General features: G+C 47.8%; 16 protein-coding genes. 1 reads left to right on the top strand and 15 read right to left on the bottom strand.

The window, feature by feature from the left end:
• Positions 1-12: 12 nt before the first annotated feature.
• Genes M1P97_RS00290 through M1P97_RS00275 form a run of 4 tightly spaced genes read right to left on the bottom strand, consistent with a single transcriptional unit; the run spans position 13 to position 8811 of the window.
• Positions 13-1644, bottom strand: a complete 1632-nt coding sequence (locus tag M1P97_RS00290; protein WP_249388085.1) for a RagB/SusD family nutrient uptake outer membrane protein — start codon at positions 1642-1644, stop codon at positions 13-15.
• A 12-nt stretch (positions 1645-1656) separates the two neighbouring features.
• Positions 1657-4674: a SusC/RagA family TonB-linked outer membrane protein gene (locus M1P97_RS00285; RefSeq protein WP_249388084.1), complete on the bottom strand. Its 3018-nt coding sequence runs from the start codon at positions 4672-4674 to the stop codon at positions 1657-1659.
• Between the two features lie 57 nt (positions 4675-4731).
• Entirely contained in the window at positions 4732-6942 is a 2211-nt protein-coding gene (locus M1P97_RS00280; protein WP_249388083.1) for a glycoside hydrolase family 97 protein, read from the bottom strand.
• Between the two features lie 24 nt (positions 6943-6966).
• Positions 6967-8811, bottom strand: a complete 1845-nt coding sequence (locus M1P97_RS00275; RefSeq protein ID WP_249388082.1) for a glycoside hydrolase family 13 protein — start codon at positions 8809-8811, stop codon at positions 6967-6969.
• Positions 8812-9069: 258 nt separating this feature from the next.
• On the opposite strand from M1P97_RS00275, the gene M1P97_RS00270 reads away from it, so the two are divergent.
• Positions 9070-10662 (top strand): DUF6377 domain-containing protein, encoded by a 1593-nt coding sequence (locus M1P97_RS00270; RefSeq protein WP_249388081.1) that lies wholly within the window; start codon positions 9070-9072, stop codon positions 10660-10662.
• Between the two features lie 195 nt (positions 10663-10857).
• On the opposite strand, the gene M1P97_RS00265 is transcribed toward M1P97_RS00270, so the two are convergent.
• The 11 genes from M1P97_RS00265 to M1P97_RS00215 all read right to left on the bottom strand — a co-directional run bounded on the left by M1P97_RS00265 (position 10858) and on the right by M1P97_RS00215 (position 20935).
• A complete protein-coding gene (locus M1P97_RS00265; RefSeq protein ID WP_249388080.1) occupies positions 10858-11172 on the bottom strand; it encodes a type II toxin-antitoxin system RelE/ParE family toxin in 315 nt (104 codons plus the stop codon).
• Positions 11160-11405: a hypothetical protein gene (locus M1P97_RS00260; RefSeq protein WP_249388079.1), complete on the bottom strand. Its 246-nt coding sequence runs from the start codon at positions 11403-11405 to the stop codon at positions 11160-11162. The genes M1P97_RS00265 and M1P97_RS00260 overlap by 13 nt, the downstream gene beginning before the upstream one ends.
• Before the next feature lie 76 nt (positions 11406-11481).
• On the bottom strand, positions 11482-12720 hold the full coding sequence (locus M1P97_RS00255; RefSeq protein ID WP_249388078.1) for a DUF3575 domain-containing protein: 1239 nt from the start codon (positions 12718-12720) through the stop codon (positions 11482-11484).
• Between the two features lie 34 nt (positions 12721-12754).
• A complete protein-coding gene (locus M1P97_RS00250; protein WP_249388077.1) occupies positions 12755-13648 on the bottom strand; it encodes a hypothetical protein in 894 nt (297 codons plus the stop codon).
• Between the two features lie 43 nt (positions 13649-13691).
• Positions 13692-13982 carry an HU family DNA-binding protein gene (locus M1P97_RS00245; RefSeq protein WP_249388076.1) on the bottom strand — a complete coding sequence of 97 codons (291 nt, stop codon included), beginning with the start codon at positions 13980-13982 and terminating at the stop codon, positions 13692-13694.
• 65 nt (positions 13983-14047) lie between these two features.
• The gene (locus tag M1P97_RS00240) at positions 14048-15232 is read right to left on the bottom strand and encodes an OmpA family protein (protein ID WP_249388075.1); all 1185 of its coding nucleotides are present in this window, start codon (positions 15230-15232) and stop codon (positions 14048-14050) included.
• Between the two features lie 196 nt (positions 15233-15428).
• Positions 15429-18017: a leucine-rich repeat protein gene (locus tag M1P97_RS00235; RefSeq protein ID WP_249388074.1), complete on the bottom strand. Its 2589-nt coding sequence runs from the start codon at positions 18015-18017 to the stop codon at positions 15429-15431.
• Positions 18014-18292 carry an HU family DNA-binding protein gene (locus M1P97_RS00230; protein WP_249388073.1) on the bottom strand — a complete coding sequence of 93 codons (279 nt, stop codon included), beginning with the start codon at positions 18290-18292 and terminating at the stop codon, positions 18014-18016. Before M1P97_RS00230 ends, M1P97_RS00235 begins: the two co-directional genes overlap by 4 nt.
• A 13-nt stretch (positions 18293-18305) precedes the next feature.
• Positions 18306-18629 carry a hypothetical protein gene (locus tag M1P97_RS00225; RefSeq protein WP_249388072.1) on the bottom strand — a complete coding sequence of 108 codons (324 nt, stop codon included), beginning with the start codon at positions 18627-18629 and terminating at the stop codon, positions 18306-18308.
• Positions 18630-18648: 19 nt separating this feature from the next.
• Entirely contained in the window at positions 18649-19296 is a 648-nt protein-coding gene (locus M1P97_RS00220; protein WP_249388071.1) for a DUF1566 domain-containing protein, read from the bottom strand.
• A gap of 31 nt (positions 19297-19327) precedes the next feature.
• Positions 19328-20935 (bottom strand): DUF4906 domain-containing protein, encoded by a 1608-nt coding sequence (locus M1P97_RS00215; RefSeq protein WP_249388070.1) that lies wholly within the window; start codon positions 20933-20935, stop codon positions 19328-19330.
• Between the last annotated feature and the right edge of the window lie 2 nt (positions 20936-20937).

Below are 20937 nucleotides of genomic sequence, written 5' to 3'. Positions count from 1 at the left end.
ATTTAGATGTTATTACTTCAATGATTCGTAACCCGGGTTCTGAACCAGATTCGGATTGGCTGTCAGGTCGCGGTCGCTGATCGGATAGATGTTGAAACGACTATCGATGTTTGCTACGCCTTCCAGCGTTCCGCCTTTATAGGCCCAGGCATAATCTTTGGTGAATTTACCGAAGCGGACAAGGTCGGAACGACGCTGGCCTTCCCAGTATAATTCGCGAGCACGTTCGTCGAGGATGAAATCCAGGGAGAGGTCGGAAGAAGTGATGTTGGCACTCTTATCGCCATTCGCACGTTCGCGTAGTAGATTCACATACTCAACGGCTTGCGCCTTATTGGTTCCGGAGGCATTGCGAACTGCACATTCTGCATAGATCAGATAGATATCTGCCAGACGGAACAGCGGGAAATCGGTATTCGGATCGGGTGTCGGCGTTACAGCAGCTCCATCCCAGCCCAAATTGGTGAACTTATAGCAGAGGTAACCGGTGTTCCAGTCTTGCATTTTCGACTCCGGAGTACGTGTACCGGCACCATCGAAGAAAGCATATCGCTTATCTTTCTTTACAAGACTGCCGTGACTATCGGTTCCGGCATCCGGGCTTTCACTGAAAAATTCAATCATTTGCTTCGTCGGCTTCAGGCAAGTCCATGAAGAAGACATTCCGAACCAGGTTTGATCCATATCGCCGCCATAAGCAGCAGCAGTCAGCATGATCGTACTACCGAAGCTCTTGGCGTTTACATTGTCGAAAGGTATTGCATAGATGATCTCGTTCTTATGCATACCGGTCAGGTGGTTTTCTCCACAGAACAGGTTGGCATAATTATCTTCCAGACCGAAACCGGCATCGATCACCTTCTTAGCATAAACGGCAGCTTTGTCGTACATCGGTGTACCGACATACACTTCCGCATTCAGGTACATTTTGGCAAGGAGCGTATTAACGACCGGTTTGGTCACACGACCGTATGTTGCCATAGAAGGTGTTTCGTCCAGATTACCGTTCTCGGAAAGATCGACCAGTTCGGCAACGATTTTATCAAAGAGAGCCTGTGTCCCTATTTGTGACGGTTTCCATGATTTATCGTCCGTCGGGCTATCGTCCCATACAAGCCCCGGATTACGGTAAAGGTCGATCAGGTAGTAATAGTTCATGGCACGCAAGCCACGTACCTGATCCCGGTATTTCCGGATATCAGGGATATTGCTATCCTCGGAATACACATCCAGGAACTCTTTACAATAACGGATATTCAGCATTGCACGCTGGTAGAAAGAATAAGCATAAGGCAACGTATAATCCCAGTCGATCTGGCATAATTCAACGATACCTTCGTCCGCCCAGTTCCAGATAGCCTCATCGGAAGGGAACAACTGCAAGGAGAGCAGCCCGCGGAGAAATACCAGCGAACCCTGGTCTCCCCCCTGTAAATCAGGTTCGACACTTGCGTCAGACGAGTTGCCCGACAATCCGAAGCCGGAATATATCTTTGCCAGAAACGACTGGCAATCGGCTTCGTTGTGAATAGAATTGCTGGATTTATCCAGGATAGGCTCCTGGTCGAGGTCTCCCAGGCAGGAAGTAGCCCAGACGCAACATAAAGAAGCAATGCCTAACGATATATATTTTTTCAGTTTCATGATCGATACGTTTTAGAAATTAATGTTAACTCCGAATAATACAGTCAGCGGACGCGGATAGACATTGTTATCCATACCATCGTTTACTTCAGGATCCAAACCGTCATATTTGGTGATGATGATCGGATTCTGTACGGTTGCATAGAAGCGGGCATTCCAGCTACTTTTGATAAACTTGTCGACATTATATCCTAACGTAATATTGTCGATCTTCAGAAATGAGGCATTCTGTATAAAGTAGTCGGACAGACGCTGACGTGACTGGAAACCAGTCTTCAACGCTGATACAGGTTTGTTGCTCAACGCATTGTTACCGAACAATTCGTTGACGCCCAATGCAGCATTGGCGGCCGTTGCGTTAAAGTTGTAATTACCCAAGCTGATACGTCCGTTGAAACCGAAGTCCCAACTCTTGTAAGTAAATTTCGAATTGAAGCCCATCAGGACATCTGCCACCGGGTTCTTATAGTGATACAGGTCATTGTCGGTTATCACACCGTCACCGTTACGGTCTACGTATTCTCCTTCGATCGGATTTCCATCGGCATCATATACCTGCTGGAATACATAAAATGAGCCCGGAGCATATCCGACGCTATGAATTTTAAGGCGTAAACCTCCATCACCACCTGTCGACTCGTAACGTTTACCCGGAGAGTCCGAATTGTCATTATAGGTCAGTTCCGTGATCTTCGTTTTGTTGTAAGCTACATTAAATCCCAGATCCCAGCTGAAATCACGGCTTACGATCGGTCGTGTATTGATAGAGAACTCAACTCCCTTATTCTCCAGTGAACCGATATTTGAAACCACATACTCAGCAAAGTCCGTTCCTGCCGGAACATTTACCTCCGCATTGATCAGGTCTTTCGTCTTCCGATAATAACCATCGACAGAACCGGTGATCCGGCCGTTGAGGAAACCATAGTCAAAACCGACGTTGTAAGTAGTCGTTGTTTCCCATTTTAAATTCGGATTGGCAGCAGTCGGAGCCATTACATTTACCCAGGTAACATTTCCTGCGGCATCATACGTCGGATACATCGCTCCTCCTTTTCCATCCCTGTAGAAAGAGAGATACGGATAGTCTCCCTGATTGATGTCCTGTTGTCCGGTGACACCCCAGCCTAAACGCAGTTTCAGTTCGTCCAAGTTGCTGAAATCTTTCATAAAACCTTCTTCATTAATCTTCCAGCCCAAAGCCAGTGAAGGGAATAACCCCCAGCGTTTGTCTTTGGCAAAACGGGAAGAGGCATCATCACGCAGAGTGAAAGTCAATAGATATTTCTCCATCAGCGTATAGTTCATACGTCCGTAGAAAGAAGCAAGTACATATTTAGTATCTGTTTCCTTAAATTCGTTACTTACCGTTGTGTTCTGTCCGAATGTTTCAGGCTTGCGGGACAGGTAATAAGTCACATTATCCGTTTTAGTCTGATAACTTTGGTAAGAATATCCAGCCATGATATCGAAGCGGCTGGCAAGCGTCGGTAACTCTTTCGCGTACTGCGCATAGAAGTCAAACAGTTTGTTGGTATGCGAACTACCATAAATACGGTTACTTCCGGTTGCATCATCATCCGGCTGGTAAGAACCGGGAGCGTTCGGATCGACATAATTCGTACCATCCACAGTTGCATAATCGATACCCATATTCATATTGAAACGCAGTTCGGGCAGGAAGTGCAGTTTGTAATCGAACTGTGCATTACCGATAAACGACTTGGCTGTCGAACGATCGTCTTTCATTTCCAACATAGAGACCGGATTGACGCCGGCAGAAGTCGATCTAGTTCCGTCAGGCGTATAATCACCTGTCCAGGTGAAGTAACCACCATACTTACTATTATTATATACCGGCTTGGTCGGGTCGAAAGAAACGGCACTGCCCAAAGCGCCGGTATCGGCAAAACGGTTCTTGATATAAACACCTTTACCGTTCAGATTTACATGCAGATGGTCATTGAAGAAAGTCGGAGTCAGCGAAACACTTCCCGTATAACGCTGGAAGTTGGACGTTTTCAGAATACCGTTCTGGTCGGTATATCCGAAAGAGACACGATAGGGCATAAATTCCTTCACAGAGCCATAGGCACTGATATTATGATCGGTTGAAACAGCCGTGCGCAACACTTCATCCTGCCAATCAGTACTGACACCCGGGTGGAGATTCAACGCAGTCAGCATACCTTCCGTCGTATTCGGTGAATTAGTAATATAATCGCGGAATTCGTCGGCACTCATCACATCCATTTTATTACGTTTGGTGCTGATTGATACATTTCCGCTATAATTAATCTTCACACTGCCGCTCTTTCCTTTCTTTGTCGTGATGATGATAACCCCATTCGATGCACGGGAGCCATAGATCGCCGTAGCCGAAGCATCTTTCAATACGGTGAAAGACTCGATATCATTCGGGTTGATCGTACTCAACGGATTACTTAATCCGTCGGGAGCACTATTACTCATAATCACCCCGTCGATAACCACCAACGGGTCATTCTTAGCCGATAAGGAAGAACCTCCACGAATACGGATCGTCGACGATGAACCGGGCTGTCCGGTAGAAGAAGCAACCGATACACCTGCCACTTTACCCATCAACATATCTTGCGGGCTCACCTGCAATCCCCGGTTTTTCTCGTCCGGTTTGATAGCTGTTACAGATCCGGTGGCATCATTCTTCTTCACCGTACCGTAACCGATCACAACTACGTCTTCCAGCATTTGGGAATCCTCTTCCAAGAGAATATTCATATTAGCCGCAGCCGGTAGTTCCACTGCCTGATATCCGATAAACGATACGGAAAGTATTTGACCTTTGGATGCAGACAACACGAACTTACCGTCTACATCCGTGACAGTACCGTTCGTTGTCCCTTTTATAATGACATTCGCCCCGATAACCGGTTCTCCTGTAGGATCTTTCACAACTCCATTCACTGTTATTTGCTGGGCAAACACAGAGATGGACATACACAAGCCTGCGATGAGTATCAACAAAGCTTTAAACCTTAAACGTTTCATGTGCTTAAATTTAAGTTCTTTACAAGTTTACTTAATAACCTTAACAATCCTTTTACCTTATAGATTTTTTAACCCTTTTATATCTTTCAGGTCTTTCACCTCGAAGATACTGATAGCGTAGCCACCACCGCAGACAGCCTTCAAATTCAATTTGCTCTTGTTTGTCAACAGTCCTTTCTTAATAGTATAGGCCTGCGGATTATTTTTCCAGTCGGCATCTTTTGCATCTGCATATACTGTTGCGATGTATTTCTTACCCGGTTCGAGGAAGTCGAAAGAGAGACGTGAATCATGTCCGTCCTCGTCTGCCGTACAACCGACAAACCAGTCACCTGTACCTTTTGCCTTGCGTGCAATCGTGATATAATCGCCCGGCTCAGCTTCCAGATAAAGGGATTTGTCCCAATCGAGAGCAACATCCTTGATAAACTGAAAGGCATCGGCATATTGTTCGTAATGTTCGGGAATGTCGGCAGCCATCTGAAGCGGACTGTACATCGTTACGTAAAGAGCCAATTGGCGTGCCAGCGTAGAACGTACCTGTGAGGTGTTCGACGGATTCATCGCACTACAATGCGTTTCGAAAATACCCGGCGTATAATCCATCGGTCCACCGATCAGACGGGTGAATGGGAGGATCGTGGTATGGTCGACGTTATTACCTCCGAACGATTCATATTCGGTTCCACGAGCCGATTCGTTCCCGATCAGGTTCGGGTACGTACGGCACAGGCCGGTCGGACGAGTCGCTTCATGGGCGTTTACCATAATCTTATAATCGGCAGCTTTCTTTACGGCATACAGATAATGGTTACACATCCACTGTCCGTAATGATGTTCGCCGCGAGGGATAATATCACCTACATAACCGCTTTTCACACTGTTGTATCCATTGTCTACCATGAACTGATAGGCTTTGTCCATATGACGTTCATAATTACGTACGGAAGCTGAAGTTTCATGGTGCATCATCATCTTGATACCTTTGCTTGCCGCATAACGATGGATTTCCTGTACATCGAAATCAGGATAAGGAGTTACGAAGTCGAATACATAGTCTTTGCTCTTTCCGAACCAGTCTTCCCAACCTTCATTCCATCCTTCCACCAGGACGGCGTCGAAACCATTGGCAGCTGCAAAGTCGATATAACGTTTCACATTAGCAGTATTGGCAGAATGACGACCGTTCGGTTTTACCTTTGTGTAATCCGTTTCGCCCAATTTGACACTGCTCAACTCATCCGTATAAGCCCATGTTCCTTTATTGGTGATCATATCCCACCAGATACCGATATATTTAACCGGCTTGATCCAGGAAACATCTTCCAGTTTACAAGGTTCGTTCAGATTCAGGGTAATGCGTGAAGCCAGGATGTCACGCGCATCGTCACTTACGATAACTGTTCTCCACGGAGACTGGCACGGGGTTTGCAAATACCCTTTATCCCCTTTGGCATCCGGAGTAAGCCATGATTCGAAGACCATATTCTTGTCATCCAGATTGAGGTGCATACAGGAATAATCCACTAAAGCAGCCTCATGTAGGTTGATATACAAACCATCCTCCGACTTCATCATCAACGGTGTCTGAACGCCGGTCTGGGAGAAAGGAGTTTGTGAAGAGTTAGGCGTAACGGCTTCTTTCATTAACCCGCGGATCTCGCTCAGGCGGGAAGTCATCGTGCTGTACTCCTGTGTGTCGTAATCGCCCGGCAGCCAGAACGCTTTATGGTCGCCTGCCATGGCAAACTGCGACTTTTCTTCCTTGATCACGAAATAATTCAGCTCCTTCTGCTGCGGAAATTCATAACGGAACCCCAACCCGTCGTTGAACAGGCGGAAACGGATAACGATAGAACGGTCGTTTGCCGGTTGATCCAACGTAACAGCCAGTTCGTTATACTGATTACGAATCTCTTTTTCTTCTCCCCATACCGGTTGCCAAGTTTCATTGAAAGCAGCCGTGCGGGTATCCGTTATTTTGAATCCGTCATACAGGTTCGTCTTTTTATCCAACGCTGCGACATCTTTGCGTTGTTTGAACTCGAAGTCGACAGCGGCATCCGCATCTTCCTTCTTCAACTCCAGTCCTAATTTACTGGGTTTGATCACTTCTTTCTGTTTATAACTCAGGTCATAAACCGGTGCGCCCTTTTCATCCAGCTTGAAAGTCATTTTCAGATTTCCATCCGGTGAGAGTAATTGTTGGGCGTATGACACCGCACAGCAGCCGAACAATGCGGCCAAAAACAAAATACTACGTTTCATGGTGTTATATGATTTATATTAACATTAAAATTCAAGGATCACAACATCTCTTGCGGAAAGAGACAGGGAAGAATCCAACCGGATACTCTTGCCACTCAACAACTCATTAGCCGAAGAGGCAGGAAGCACTTCCCGGTAGGGAGCAAGGTCTAGCATTTTCTTTTCATCCGTACCGTTCAGGAGAACGACAATGGAACGGTTTCCCAATCGTCTTTCGTAGACATAAACGCCGTTGCGCGGAATGAAATGTTTATAGGAACCTTTGGCGACCACCTCATTCCCGGCACGCCACCGAAGGAGTTTCTGCATATAGGTGAAGGCTTCCGTCTGTAACGAATCGCGTCCTGTCGGAATGAATGCATTGATTTTATCTCCTTTCCATCCTCCGGGAAAGTCGTTACGCAAAACACCGTCGCCGTTCGCTTTATCACCGGCCATCAATATTTCCATTCCGTAATAGATCTGGGGGATTCCACGGACAGTCAACAGGAAAGCCAGCGCCTGTTTGTAACGGTTCAGGTCGGAAGACGGTTTCGTTTTATAGAAACGTGAGGTATCGTGGTTATCCAGGAATACCAAAAGGTTCATCGGATTGGCATACACAATATCCTGTGACAGATAATCGTAAATCTTCGCCAGTCCCCTGTCCCATTCGTTCGTTTCTTCATCGAACACGTATGACATCAGACCGGTCAACGGGAAATCCATCACGGTAGGCAAATAAGAATTACGGGGATAAGCTACCTTACTATCTTCCTGCCAGAAAGAAACACCGACATTGCTGCCGAGCCAGGTTTCGCCGACAATATTGAAATCAGGATATTCCGCTTTGACTGCCCGGCACCAGCGTGCCATCATCTCAAAGTCTGCATACGGATGTGTGTCTTGACGAATACCGTCTATCCCGGCATATTCGATCCACCAGATACTATTCTGTATCAGATAGGTAGCCACATGACGATTCCGTTGGTTCAGGTCAGGCATGGATTCAGTGAACCAGCCGTCCACACTTTTCGTCTTGTCGTAATCCGAACGGTGTATATCCATCTGCGGCATGGTCTGGTAAGAGGTCTGTGTAAAATTATTCTGGAAGTTGAACCAGTTATCGGACGGTTTATCTTTAAAGAAGAAATGTTCACTACCGCAATGATTGAAGATCATATCCATCACAATCTTCAAACCCTTATTATGAGCTGTTTCTACCATCCGGCAGAAATCCTGGTTGTTACCCAGACGCGGGTCGACGGAATAATAATCGGTGATTGCATAGCCGTGGTAAGAACCTTCGCGCATATTGTTTTCAAGAATGGGGTTCAACCAGATAGCTGTCACACCCAGATCGGTAAAATAATCCAGATGATTTTCTATTCCTTGAATATCACCGCCATGACGGGCAAAAGAATCGGAACGGTCTACCTTGTTTTCCAACATTCCCGCAACACGGTCGTTGTCGGGATTGCCATTCGCGAAGCGGTCGGGCATGATCAGATATAATACATCGGAGGCATCAAATCCTTTTGCACCGGCAGGGCTGTCTTTACGATCTTTGATCTGATAAGGGATAACAGCCTGTTCACCGTTCTTCTTCAGAATGATATCGAATTGTTGCGGAGCCGTCTCCGTCAAATCCAGATATACTAATAAGTAATTGGGATTTTCCAACCGGACAATTTCTTTGATACGGATATCCGATGCCGACAGAGAGACATTATCTGTGGAGATATCGTTACCGTATAATAAAATCTGTAATTCGGTATTCTGCATGCCGGACCACCAGAATGCCGGTTCTGTTTTCTGCACATTCAAAGCCGATATTCCGGGCAGATTGAAGGTCAGACATAATACAATCGTAATAATAATTTGTTTCATGGATGATTTGTTTGTTAACGGAAGCAAATGTAGAGGGTTAGTCAACCGAAAACTTTCACTAGAAAAAAAATCAAAACGCATAAAAGACACTTACAACTGATTTACAGATACATAAACACAAACAGACAAGACAAAAATCAAAACGCATTAGAAAGAAAATAGTGACTATGTTTTCTTTGACAAACAATAATTATTCTTGAAAAGAGAATGAAACGGTAATTTATTATCTTTGTCACGAATGAAATGAAAAACACTCCTATGACTAAAACGATATCAGCCATTCTCCTATTTCTGTTCTGCTTTCAGCTGTCTTATGCTTCTGAAAAAGACAAAACGAATCTATCCCTATTAAAAGAACTGGATCGCACGATTGCGCAGAAACCTTTCTTTCAGCAGCAGAGAAAGCAGGAAGCCGATAGCATTAAAAGTCTGTTGAAAACGACCTCTTCGCTGGAAAGTAAATATGAACTTTACGGAACTTTGTTCGGTATCTATCTGCATTTTCAGGCAGACTCGGCTCTGCGTTGTCTGGAAAGAAGAGAGACATTGATCGACTCGCTCCGTAATTCATCCTATAAGAACGACCTGCGGATAGCCCGGGCGGAGGTTCTCGGCATCATGGGACTTTATAACGAAGTTCCCGAACAACTGGAACAAATACAAAAAGAAGATTTAAGCGAAAGGTCATTACTTTATTATTACTATACCTGTCGTACCTTTTATGGCTGGATAGCCGACTACACCCGTACGAACGACCGTCATAAATATATCGCCCAGACAAACGCTTACCGCGACTCGATCCTGGCGGTCACCCCGGACGGTACCGACCATAATATCGTTCTGGCAGACCGGCTGATCGTAAACGGCAATCCCGACGAAGCCATCCGCCTGATGAACGAAGAACTGGAAAAGGCCCAAGGTACAGAATCCGTCATATACATATTATATAACCTGTCACAGGCATACGCCCAAAAAGGAGATACGGAAAAACAAATCTATTACCTGGCACAAACAGCGATCGGTGACCTGAAAGCAGCCAAACGTGAATACATATCCCTGCAAAAACTGGCATTACTGATGTTTGAAAAAGGGGATATCGAACGGGCATACAAATACCTGAGCTGTTCAATGGAAGATGCAGTTGCCTGCAACGCCCGTCTCCGTTCGGTGGAAGTGACCGAGTTTTTCCCGATCGTGGATAAAGTATATAAACTGAAAATACAGAAAGAGAAACAGATCACCCGTACCCTGCTTATCAGTATCAGCCTGATGGCATTCCTCTTGTTGATCACTATCTTCTACCTCTACCGCCAGATGAAAAAGCTATCGCTTATGCGTAAGAAAGTAAGTGCCGCCAACGAGCAGTTGCAGGAAATCAACAAGGAACTGAGCCAGGCCAGCAAAATAAAAGAGGAATACATCGCACTCTACCTGAACCAATGTGTCATCTATCTGGATAAACTGGATACGTATCGCCGTTCGCTCGCCAAACTGGCAATGGCCTCCAAGCTGGATGATTTGTTCAAGACGATCAAGTCCGAACAGTTCATACGCGACGAGCGGAAAAACTTCTACAACGAGTTTGACAAATCATTCCTGCGGCTCTTCCCCCGCTTCACCGAATCTTTCAACGGTTTGATGACGGAAGAGGGAAAACTATATCCAAAATCCGGTGAGATCCTGTCGACCGAACTGCGTATCTTCGCCCTCATCCGGCTCGGAATAAACGACAGCAGCAATATCGCCCATTTCCTGGGATATTCGCTGGCTACGGTTTATTCCTACCGAAGCAAGGTCAGAAGCAAAGCTCTCAATAAAGAACAATTTGAAGAACTGGTAGCATTGCTTTAACTACCTAAAACCGATACCCTACCGACAGATTCATCCCTTGCAGCGTAAAGCTGTTAAGGGGATAGGTTGCCAGCATATTAAAAAACATTGTTATTATACTTTTTACAACCTTTTTGGACATGACGGAAACGAAAACGTCCTGCCGACTCCTTTGAATGGAGCGGGCAGGACGGGAATAATTATAGATAAAAGTCTTTAAATAACTCTTTTTAGTTTCTTTGGATTTTGCCGACAATCCCAGACTGCAAGGATCTTTATAATATTCTTTTCTACACGATATATTAATTTATAATGCTTACAAGCTACTAAAGAACGATAAATCATCGGATTGTCTTTTAATGCATCTTCTTCTTTTCCTGCTAAAGGAAAAGTTAATAAAGTATCTGCAGTATCAAGAAATTCATTATACACTTTTATTGCAGCCTGTTCGTTTTTCTTAGCCAAGAAATCATAGATTGTATCAAGATGTTTGACGGCACGTTTCATCCATCTTAGTTTCATCTGTTGCATAATGGATGCTTTTTGCGCAACTCTTCTGTTGTGTAATACCGATTGTGACGATCATCGTCTTCCGACAATTCAATCTCTTCTTTCAGTTCTTCCACTGTAAAGCGACAAGGTGTATCTATATTCTTTTGCCTTATTTTACGTAAATAAGCAAGTGTTTGCCTCATCAGTTCTTCGTTATCCATGATAGAGGCTATTTCTGTCAATATGGATGTTCTTAACTCGATACTTGTCATAATGGTGATTATTTTTGTCAATCACAAAGATAACTAATATTTCCATTTCCTCCATATCAAAAGAAGAAAAGACTACCTAAAACCGATACCCTACCGACAAATTCATTCCTTGCAGCGTAAAGCTGTTAAGGGGATAGGTTGCCAGTTTCTTGTAGGGGCTACCGGGGGTGAATTCGTAGACATCGACGATATCGATACGATAGCCTACCTGCACTCCCGCCTCGACATAGAAGCCCCGCCAGACCGGTTGAAGCCAGCCCACAGAGACTCCGCCGCCATAGAACGAACCGGTACTGTTATCCTCCAGCTTCTCCTTTATACTCACATCGAAGGTACCGTACTGCCCGTAGACTCCGGCATACAACCCGCGGAAACGACTATTGCCCCACAACCACCAGCGTGGTTCCACCATCAGACACGTCATGCTGAACAGATTATACGGATCGCCCTTCTTGTAAGGCATCGCATAGGCAAACAACACCTGCGCTGAGAAACGATCCATAAAATACACCTCCCCCGCTACATTCGCCACCGGAGAATACATCGACCCGTCCGGCAGCAGCCCGGCAAACAGCAGCGCATTCGTCTTTACCCCCAGCCCGACAGATCCCAGGAGGAAACGGTTGGCAGGTGCGGTAGCCGAAACGGTCGTTGCGGTCGTCTTTGCAGACACAGACTTCGGTGCAAGCTTCTGTGCAGATTTCGGCGTAGTCTTAGTCACGGGTTCAGCCTTTGTATCCTTAACCTTCGTCACCTTTACCTTTGGATCCTTTGTATCCTTCGTCACCTTTACCTTCTTCACCATCTTTGCCTCTTTCGCTCCGGCTTGCTCTGACGCGGCCTTCTGTCCGGGGAGTGACTCCGTACCCTTTTTTGAAGGCGGTGAAACGACCGGCTGCCGATCGGTTACAGCCGGGTGTTTCCTCAGTTCTACGATCACACGGTTATCCAGGTCGGTACGGGCATCGACATCAAGCTCGAACAAGTCGGGGTCGTCCAGGCAGCAGCTCCCTGTCAGATACTCCTGCAGAAAGGTAGCCTGTCTTATCGCCAGTTCGCGGGCAGCAGGATCGTAGCGTTTCGAGACACTTTGAAGCGCGGTTAACGAGACGGTATATTTTCCCGTAGCCAGTTGGTGGCGGCAGTCCGACAACAGCGTGGTCAGTTCCTCCAGGTTATTGGCCGTTTGCAGCCGTTGGTGGTTGATGCGTTCCGTTCCTTTGATAAAATGGATGGTGTAACTCTGTCCGGTAGCAGTTACGGCCAACAGGCAGAGTATGACCAGCAGTCCGGAGAATCGTGTACGTAGTTTCATGTCCGTATGTTATTTGATTAATTGTTGTTTCTTTTCATTGTTTCGCCAGGCTTTTCGCCCGGTTGCAGGCCCGCTGCAACGATATGGGCTCGGTGGCATCCATCCCGTAGTCGGCGGAACGGGGCAGTTCCAGTCGGATACCCGTAGGAAGAGCATCGAAGGAGGATGTATCGAGCGAGGACAGAACCCTCGTATTCCGGTCGTAGATATAGACCCAGAACACCTGGCTACCATAATAAAGACGTGCCAGCGAACGCAGCGTCATTCCCGGTCGTGTAATGATATAGGCCGGAATGGATGCCACTGTCTTTTGACGACGGGGCTGCACGACTTTTCTGACAGTCCTTGCAGCGGGTGGCCGGACGGTTACCGGACGACGAGTAGTTGCCGGGGCAACAGCGACAACGACAGGGACGGGCGGCAACGGGGATTCCTCCGTGTTGTCCGCATCGTCCACGTTCTTTGTGTCCTCTGCGTCCTCTGCGTCCTCTGCGTAATCTTTATCGTTTGTCTCAACCGCCTCGTCCATATTGTTGGCAGCGGTGTCGTCATGCATATCCATATCATCCACGCGGTCTGCGTTATCTACGTCATCTACGTTTTCTGTGTCATCCACGTTATCAGTGTTATCTATGTTGCTCACGTTATCCGTGTTGCCCCTGTCGTTCGGGACGATATCGGCTACCCAGATGCTGCTGTCCTCTTCGGCAGGCGTGGCGGGTGTGGGGAATTGGAAGCCGGTTTCCACCGGTACAGGCTGTTTTGCCCCCTGGCTCAACATCCACAGGAAGCCGCCCAGCAGCAACAGGTTGGCACCCAGTATCACACCGCCCCAAAGTCTCATGACCCGTTGCTCTTTCCGGACGTTACTCAGTTGCTCGTCCACTCTCCGGATGATTTCCGGATTACGATCTTCTTCCCCCATCATATCAGTTTAATTTATGATTAATCTTTTTATTTCATTTCTAAATTCACATCATCCGGCCACGTTTATTGAGTGCATCTAACAACAGCTTTCCGGGACGGAATTTGACGCTGATACGTGCCTGGATGATGACCATTTTGCCGGTATTAGGATTACGGGCACGACGGGGAGTCTGATGCCAGGGTTTTATGACACCGAAACCTTGCAGGTTTATGGACTTGTCATTGGCCAGTTGCTCCGTAAAGACCTCCATAAACGTATCGAGCAACCCTTTTGCTTCCGCCATTGTGCAACCTCTTGCCTTCCGTATGGCGCGAGAGAGTTCTGTCTTATTCATAGCCTATTCCTTTTATTTATATATACCTTATTTATATACACCTTTTATTCATTACAAACCTGTGCTCAACGCCGTTCCATCAGTTCCTGCGCCACCTCCAGATTCTTCCTCGCCCGACGTGGGGTTTCGGACATGGCTTTCCGGAAATAATCGCACGCGCCGTTCGCATCGCCGTCCATCAGGAGCAAAACACCCTGATTGATATACGAACGGGAATCGTCTGCGCAACGCTGCCCGAAAATACGCGCCGACTCTTTATCTCCCAACGACAACGCTGCCGCCATCGCATTCAGTTGCGCCACCCGGCAATCGGGAAAACGGTAGGCCATCAATTCGTAGACTTCCCGGTATTGCTCCGTTCCCGGACGGTATATCGCTGCGATCCGTAGGAACTCTTCCTGCGACAAGGTTTTAGGTGCCGTGTATAGCCGGGTTGCCAGTTCGTCCAATTCGACAGGGTCCTGTCCGGCTGCGTTTACTGCCTGCGTTTCACCCGTTACAGCCAACTCGATCCGGCGCAAGCGGGCAAAGACGTTTTTCTCCAAATCTTTGTAAACGGCTCCTTTTTCCAGATTGCGTAATTGTTTACGACGCTCGTCGGCATTAGTCGTTGCGTCCAGGATAGCGAGTACCTGACGCGTATACGCTTTGTCTGAAGCGGCCACCACACGACGCAGCCCTTCCCAGTCTTCACCACCCCAGTCTACCGACACTGTGCCATCGTCCGGAAGTTTATATTGTTTCAATAGATAGTTCTTAAACTGGATCGTACGGTTGCCTGCCAGTTGTTCGTTCTCTTTCGTGCTGCCATCGGGTGAGGCATAGCCGGTTAACTTGACTCTCAATTTCTTCGGGGAATCCAGCAACGGATGAAGGCGGTCATTTAGTTTTTCCAGTTCGGCACGGTTATTCCCGTATTTGGGACTCAGCTTAACGCTGCCTGCCGGATAGTCGATGAAAGCCGTCAGATGTTCGGTGATGTTTTGGGGTACATTCTCGTCTTCCAGGTCGGTATAGAGCAACATTTCCCGGTAGACCGAAGCGGCATCGACCCGCAACTGCGGAATCTGAAGGTTCCGTATGTCGGAGTTGGATAGCTGACCGGGGTTCACCGTTTCCTGTTCGATAGGGATAATAGCCTGAGCGGGGATTACAGCCTCCACCGTCGTTGTCAGTGGCCGCTGTCCGGCACAGGAAGTAAGTGCAAGGCCAAGTCCCAGGCATCCTTGTAATAGTAATTGTTTGTACATTTTATTATAATTAAATCTTTATTCGTTTATTTGATTTTGTAAGGTTTGAATGTTTCAATATTTATCAAAATTGAATGTAGTGTCGTTGGTAGGGGCGGGGTCTGCCCGCCCTTCTCCATCGGTTGTTATATTATTGTCGCAAAGGGCGGGTAAACCCCGCCCCTACAAAACCTGTCATTTGGGGTTCAATATCTTGCTAATATCCTTCAATACTCCACTTGATACTACCCTCTGCCGGTGTCGCCTCCATCCATGACGGATCACTTTTGTAGCTTTTTACCGACTGCGGATCGACCTTTAGGGTACGTTGTCCCGCTATATCTACCCCGCCGAATGTTTCCGCCGGATAGTCGGCATCCAATACCGGCAGTGTTCCCGTACGGCGACAGGTTACTGTCAATAAATTCCTACAATTATAAAAGGCCCTCCGCTCGATCAGCGCCAGTGTTGCTGGCAGGTCTACTTCCGTAAAACCCGTATCTTCAAAGGCACTGGCAGCGATAAGATTCACCCCCGAAGGAACCGTTAGTTTGCCGGAGGTAGTCGACAGGCTCTCCTTGAACACCTCCGCACCGATCATCGTCAAACGGCAGTTCGACAAATCCAGCTCCGTCAGCGCCGTACACCTCATAAAGGCACGTTCGCCCAACTGACTCAGGGAGGCCGGCAGCACCAACGTTCCCGTCAGGTTCTTGCAATTATAGAAACCTTCCCCACCGATCGTAGCCAGTGACGTAGGCAAAGTCAGTGTCCCCGACAAATTATAACACTCGCAGAAAGCACCTTCGCCAATCTCCACCAGGTTCATCGGTAGTATCAGTTTTGTCAACGTATTGCACGCCCGGAAAGCATCCTTACCGATCGTCCGCAGGCCGGAGGCCCCCATTAAGTTCAGCTCGTTCGACTCGCTCTCGGTGAATGCACCGGCAAAGGCACGCTCACCGATCGACTGTAGGCTGGAGGTGAAGACACCGTCGATCTTCAAACCGGAACATCCCTCGAAAGCCTGCTCGCCAATAACCTGTAGCATCAGTGCCCCTGAATACTTGATCTCTTTCAGACGACTACCCGCGAACGCCGCGTTTCCTATCGACAGCAATCCCTCGGGCAACGTTATTTTCTGCAATGTCCGGTTTCCTTCAAACGCCCCCTCCGGCAGATTCACCATAACAACACCTGCCAGGTTTATATCTTTAATCGCCAACTCTTTATTGCGCAACGTATTGATATCATCCGCATTGATCCCGTTCTCCGAGACCAGGCGGATAGACTCATATTTGTACTTCTTCGAAAAATCAATGAATGAAGCCAGTGTCCCCGGTGTATTCAGCTCGATATAAGCGCCTTCCGAACCGCTCTGGTTGACCCGGATCTCCACTGCTTCCTTATCCTCGGGAATCAGGGAGATCGTGGCGCTGCGCTTGCCGGTCGCCATATTATCTTCTACCCGGAAATGCAGTTTTCCGCCACTGGAATAGATATCATGTACCCAGTTCGAAACCTCTCCGGCATCATAGTCGATCGTTGCCCGGAAAGCCCCCAGGTTCACCGGCACGGTTTCTATCACCACACTCCCCTCCAGCAAGTTATACAGGCGGGGAATCAGATCCGTGTCCGTTACCTTGGCAGCCGCCTGCGTAACGGTAATGGTCGCTTCGACAGGCACCTCGCTCTGCAGGCGCAGGACGATCACCGCCTCACGCGCTTCAGGCCGCGTATTCTCTTCCACCTTAAACCGCAACGTGCCGCCCAGTTGTACACCGGTCGACCCGCTCAGCCAGGGAGCATCCCCGGGCAGTTCCACTTCAAAAGGGCCGCTGGCAGTCACCGGGATATCGAACGTTTCGCCCGTTACCGCAGCTTCGTACGACTGCATTTCCGGTTGAAGCACATTCTCCCGTCCCCGCTGCACCAGCGTAAATGTATCAGTAATCAGGACACCCGTGCCCGTATCCTTTATCACCAGGCGTGCCTTGCGCGGCTCCGTCTTGGTGTTCGGTTGAAGCGTCAACCGGACACGTTCCTCCACCGGCACCGCTTTGCTACGGGGAGGCAGGCTGATCCACGGGGCATTGTCGATGAGACGCAGCCCGTTCGACTCCGTATTCTTCATCAGAGACAGTTCGTACCGCACGTCGGCGGCTTCCACCGTGTCGCGACTGATCACGAAATACAAGGCTCCGCGTCCTCCCTGCGTCACCACAACCTTCGAGGAGAGCTTGCCGCTGCTTACGGTCACTGTCCCGGTACGTGCCTCATAACTTTTATTCTCTTCGTAAGCCAATACCAGCTTCTCCTCCTTCGTCGATTTCAGGTTGGAAGGTTGCAGCCATGCGGCATCACTCGTGACCTTATAGTCCGCCAGATTGGTGGAAAGGGTGAACTCCACGGAACCTGCGGGCCAGGACACCACATCCGAGTTGCGGTCCAACCCCAGTACATCCCGTTGTGCCTGCGACACTTTGATCGTACTGATCTTATGGCCTACCTGTATATCCACCTGCGCTATCCGTGCCGACGTTGACACATTGGCTGCCGCCGTCAGCGCCAGTTCGTGGGTACCCGCTTCGCCTTTATCCGGCGATACGGTCAACCAGCCACCCGACGAAACGGCAGTCCAGGCATGGCTTGTCGTGACCTTCACCGTCTGCGATCCGCTGGCCTGCGTGAACGACAGGTTTTCCTTTCCTGCTTCAATGCTTGCCGAATGAGGTAATTCCTCCTGACACCCTGCCAGCAGCAAGGCGGTCAAGAGGACAGTTGTTAGTCGTTTTATATGTTTCATTTCTGATTTATCATATTGAAAAGATCTTTACCCGGTTTAAAGCGAACCGTAGTGCGCCCGTTGAACATAGCCGGAGCACCGGTTTTGGGGTTACGCACCAAGCGTGCATTTTGTTTACGGGGAGAAAAACGGCCGAACCCCAAAAATAAAACATCTTCTTCACGCGCCAGGACTTCGGTGGCAAGTGCAAAAAATTTATCTACAAATTTACGTACTTCCGTAGCCGGTCGCCCGGTACGCGCTGCTAACTCGGTAATAAAGTCTGTCTTGTTCATAATTTTATATTTACTATTTTTGAATCTTGTCCATCCAGTCACCGAATCGATCCCGGTGAGATTTTATTTCTTGGGGTACGGCAACTTCTATATATTCATCTCCTATTAAAGCCGTCAACCGTTCGGAAAGCGAGAACAGGTAAGTCGGCGGGAAGTTGGTGAAAACAAATTTCACACCTGCGGTATTATCACCTTGAACCACTTCCAGTTCGGGGAAAAGCAAAGTTGCATAATAGGCTGAATAGCCAAAGGCCATCAGCCGATCCTGGCACAGGTATAAAAAGATCCTGTCCGTATTGGTCCGTTCCTTTTCCAGTATGGTGTCTATTCGGTTCATCTTGTCTGTCTTTTGGGAGTTAAAAGTCTCTTACGCACCTGTATTTGAAAGCGGTGTTTTTTATCTCAACAGTCGATTGCGGTACGGTGGTACTGAAATTCAGATACCATGCCTTGGTCGCATTCATCTCTGTTGCGCTCCAGTACCGGGTTTCCGTGTCACTACCGATCTTTCCACCGGTATAAATGCTGTTTATCCCCTCCCTGAACAACCACATTATCATCATCTCCCGCTGAGTCGGCATGCGCCAGCCGTCGGGAAATTCAGTGGTGCCGTAACTACGGCATCCCGTAGCAGCGCTACTTCCGTCCTGATCGATGTTGGTATTGGCACCTGCGTTGAAGCCCATGGCAACCGCCCAATTATTCAGGGAACCTCCATCTGCCGGAGCAATGATAAAGCGGAAGGGGATTTTAGCGTCCACACCGGTGTTGCTCCCGTTACCTCCGTCGTGCGTATGACGGATAGTTGCACCGTCTGTCGAAAGATCCATACCAAGCGGCCAGATGCTGTTTTCGGACATACCGACGGAATAAAAGACGGCATAATCTTTGTCGGCTGTACCAGCGGTTCCTCTCAGTTTCTCTTTTCTTAATTCCTGTCCAAACGCCGCAGCAGCCGGAAGCAGGCATAATGCGATGGCAACTATGTATAATTTACGTTTCATATGTTCTGTCTTAATATTCATACCGATACTTTTATTCAGCCACTAAGTTTCCTGGAATTAAATCTTTAACACATCGAAGGTTATAAAGACTACCTCCGTTTTGCATGGTACTCGCGCCGGTCCACACTTGCGTGCCCCATGCAAATGAGGTGTTGGCAGTGGACGACCAGTAATATGTGTTTGGCAATGTTCTGAGTGTACTCGATCCGGCTACATAAATACCGAGCGACTGGCCATAAGAGGGCATGTACCATTCCATATCGCTGATAGTCGAGGGTGCCGGAGTACCATTCAGAGCGATGCATCTTTGCAGTGCCGAATAGGAGGTTTGATTTCTTAAATCCCAGGAATTCTGCCGCCCGTCCATCAGACTGTTCAAGTCGGGCATGGTGCCGGAAGCCAGCCATTTAATACCACCCGGATCATTCACATCGGTAATATATACTTCAATCTTCTTATCGTATCGCCAGGTGAGAACTTTAGACGGATTGGATGTCACATTACCGTTCGAATCATACATTTTGAGAGCACCGCCGAAGTATCCGGGGATGAACTTGATAACACGCGAGTCATCATCGTTCTCGCCTGTTAATCTGATATTGTACGTATATGAATAGTTGGACGAAATGCTGTAATCGTCGGTGAAATTGCTTCCCAGATGGATCTGGTAGATTACCGACCGGTTGATAACGTTCCCATTCATTTTCAACCCCATAAGCTGAAGATAGGTTGCGCCTGCGGGAGCATTGATTACCCGCCTTTCCGGTGTTGTAAACGGAACCGGCTGGTGAAGGTTGACCGGCAAATACACGTCGATAGGACTGGAAAATAAAATCGTTTTTTGTATATAATCAGCATATCCGACGCTTTCCCCGGGGAAAGCGGGCACCTGCCCGCTTTCCGGGCTATAAAAACTCTTTTTGGGGATACTCATAAACTGGTAGGTCCAGGTTGTATACCCTTTGCCTTGCATCTCGGATGACAGGGAGATATTTACCTTCGCCCGGGCTACCGTGCGATAAAGCATGATGTCGACCTGTTTATTGGCAACAACAATCACATCCGCACTTCCGGAAAAGGGTATAGTACCGTCCGTACCGATATCGAGTAAGGGGAAATGGGAAGGGAAGGCCTTGTTAGCTTCATTGTAGCCAATTGCCTTGTCTTTTAAATCGTTCAGGGTTGAAGTACCTTCCTGCAAACCAAAAGTATTATTTCCGGCATTCGCTATTATGATGATCCTGTCTTTCTTTCCCGGAACGGATGGTGATAGTAAGACATCTTTTACGGAATTGCCGTTAATGAATTGTTTTCTTATCAAGGTGCTTGTCAGCTCAGTACCGCTAAACTGAAATATCTGGAAATTCTTTATTTCGCTTTCAACGGTTGCCCGGGTTACCGGGGTTCCCACCAAACTTATTTCCATCCCTTTGCATACCTGTGTCGAGCTAACGACATCACCGCCTGCTTTTGTACCTGAGGACAAAGGGGACTGTACAGGCTGTGTGTTCAATACCAGTTCTACAGGAACAGGTTCGCCCGGCTCATGGACTTCCGGTGAGAAAGTGTCGCCGTATTTTTCGTCTGTGCAGGCACCCAACAGAAATATAAGGCTTATTGCGTATATGATTTGTTTCATGT

The sequence above is a fragment of the Parabacteroides leei genome (genome assembly GCF_023369805.1).
GTDB classification, from domain to species: Bacteria; Bacteroidota; Bacteroidia; order Bacteroidales; family Tannerellaceae; genus Parabacteroides; species Parabacteroides leei.
Note: the sequence above shows the minus strand (reverse complement) of the source record. Positions and strands in the feature narration are given on the sequence as shown.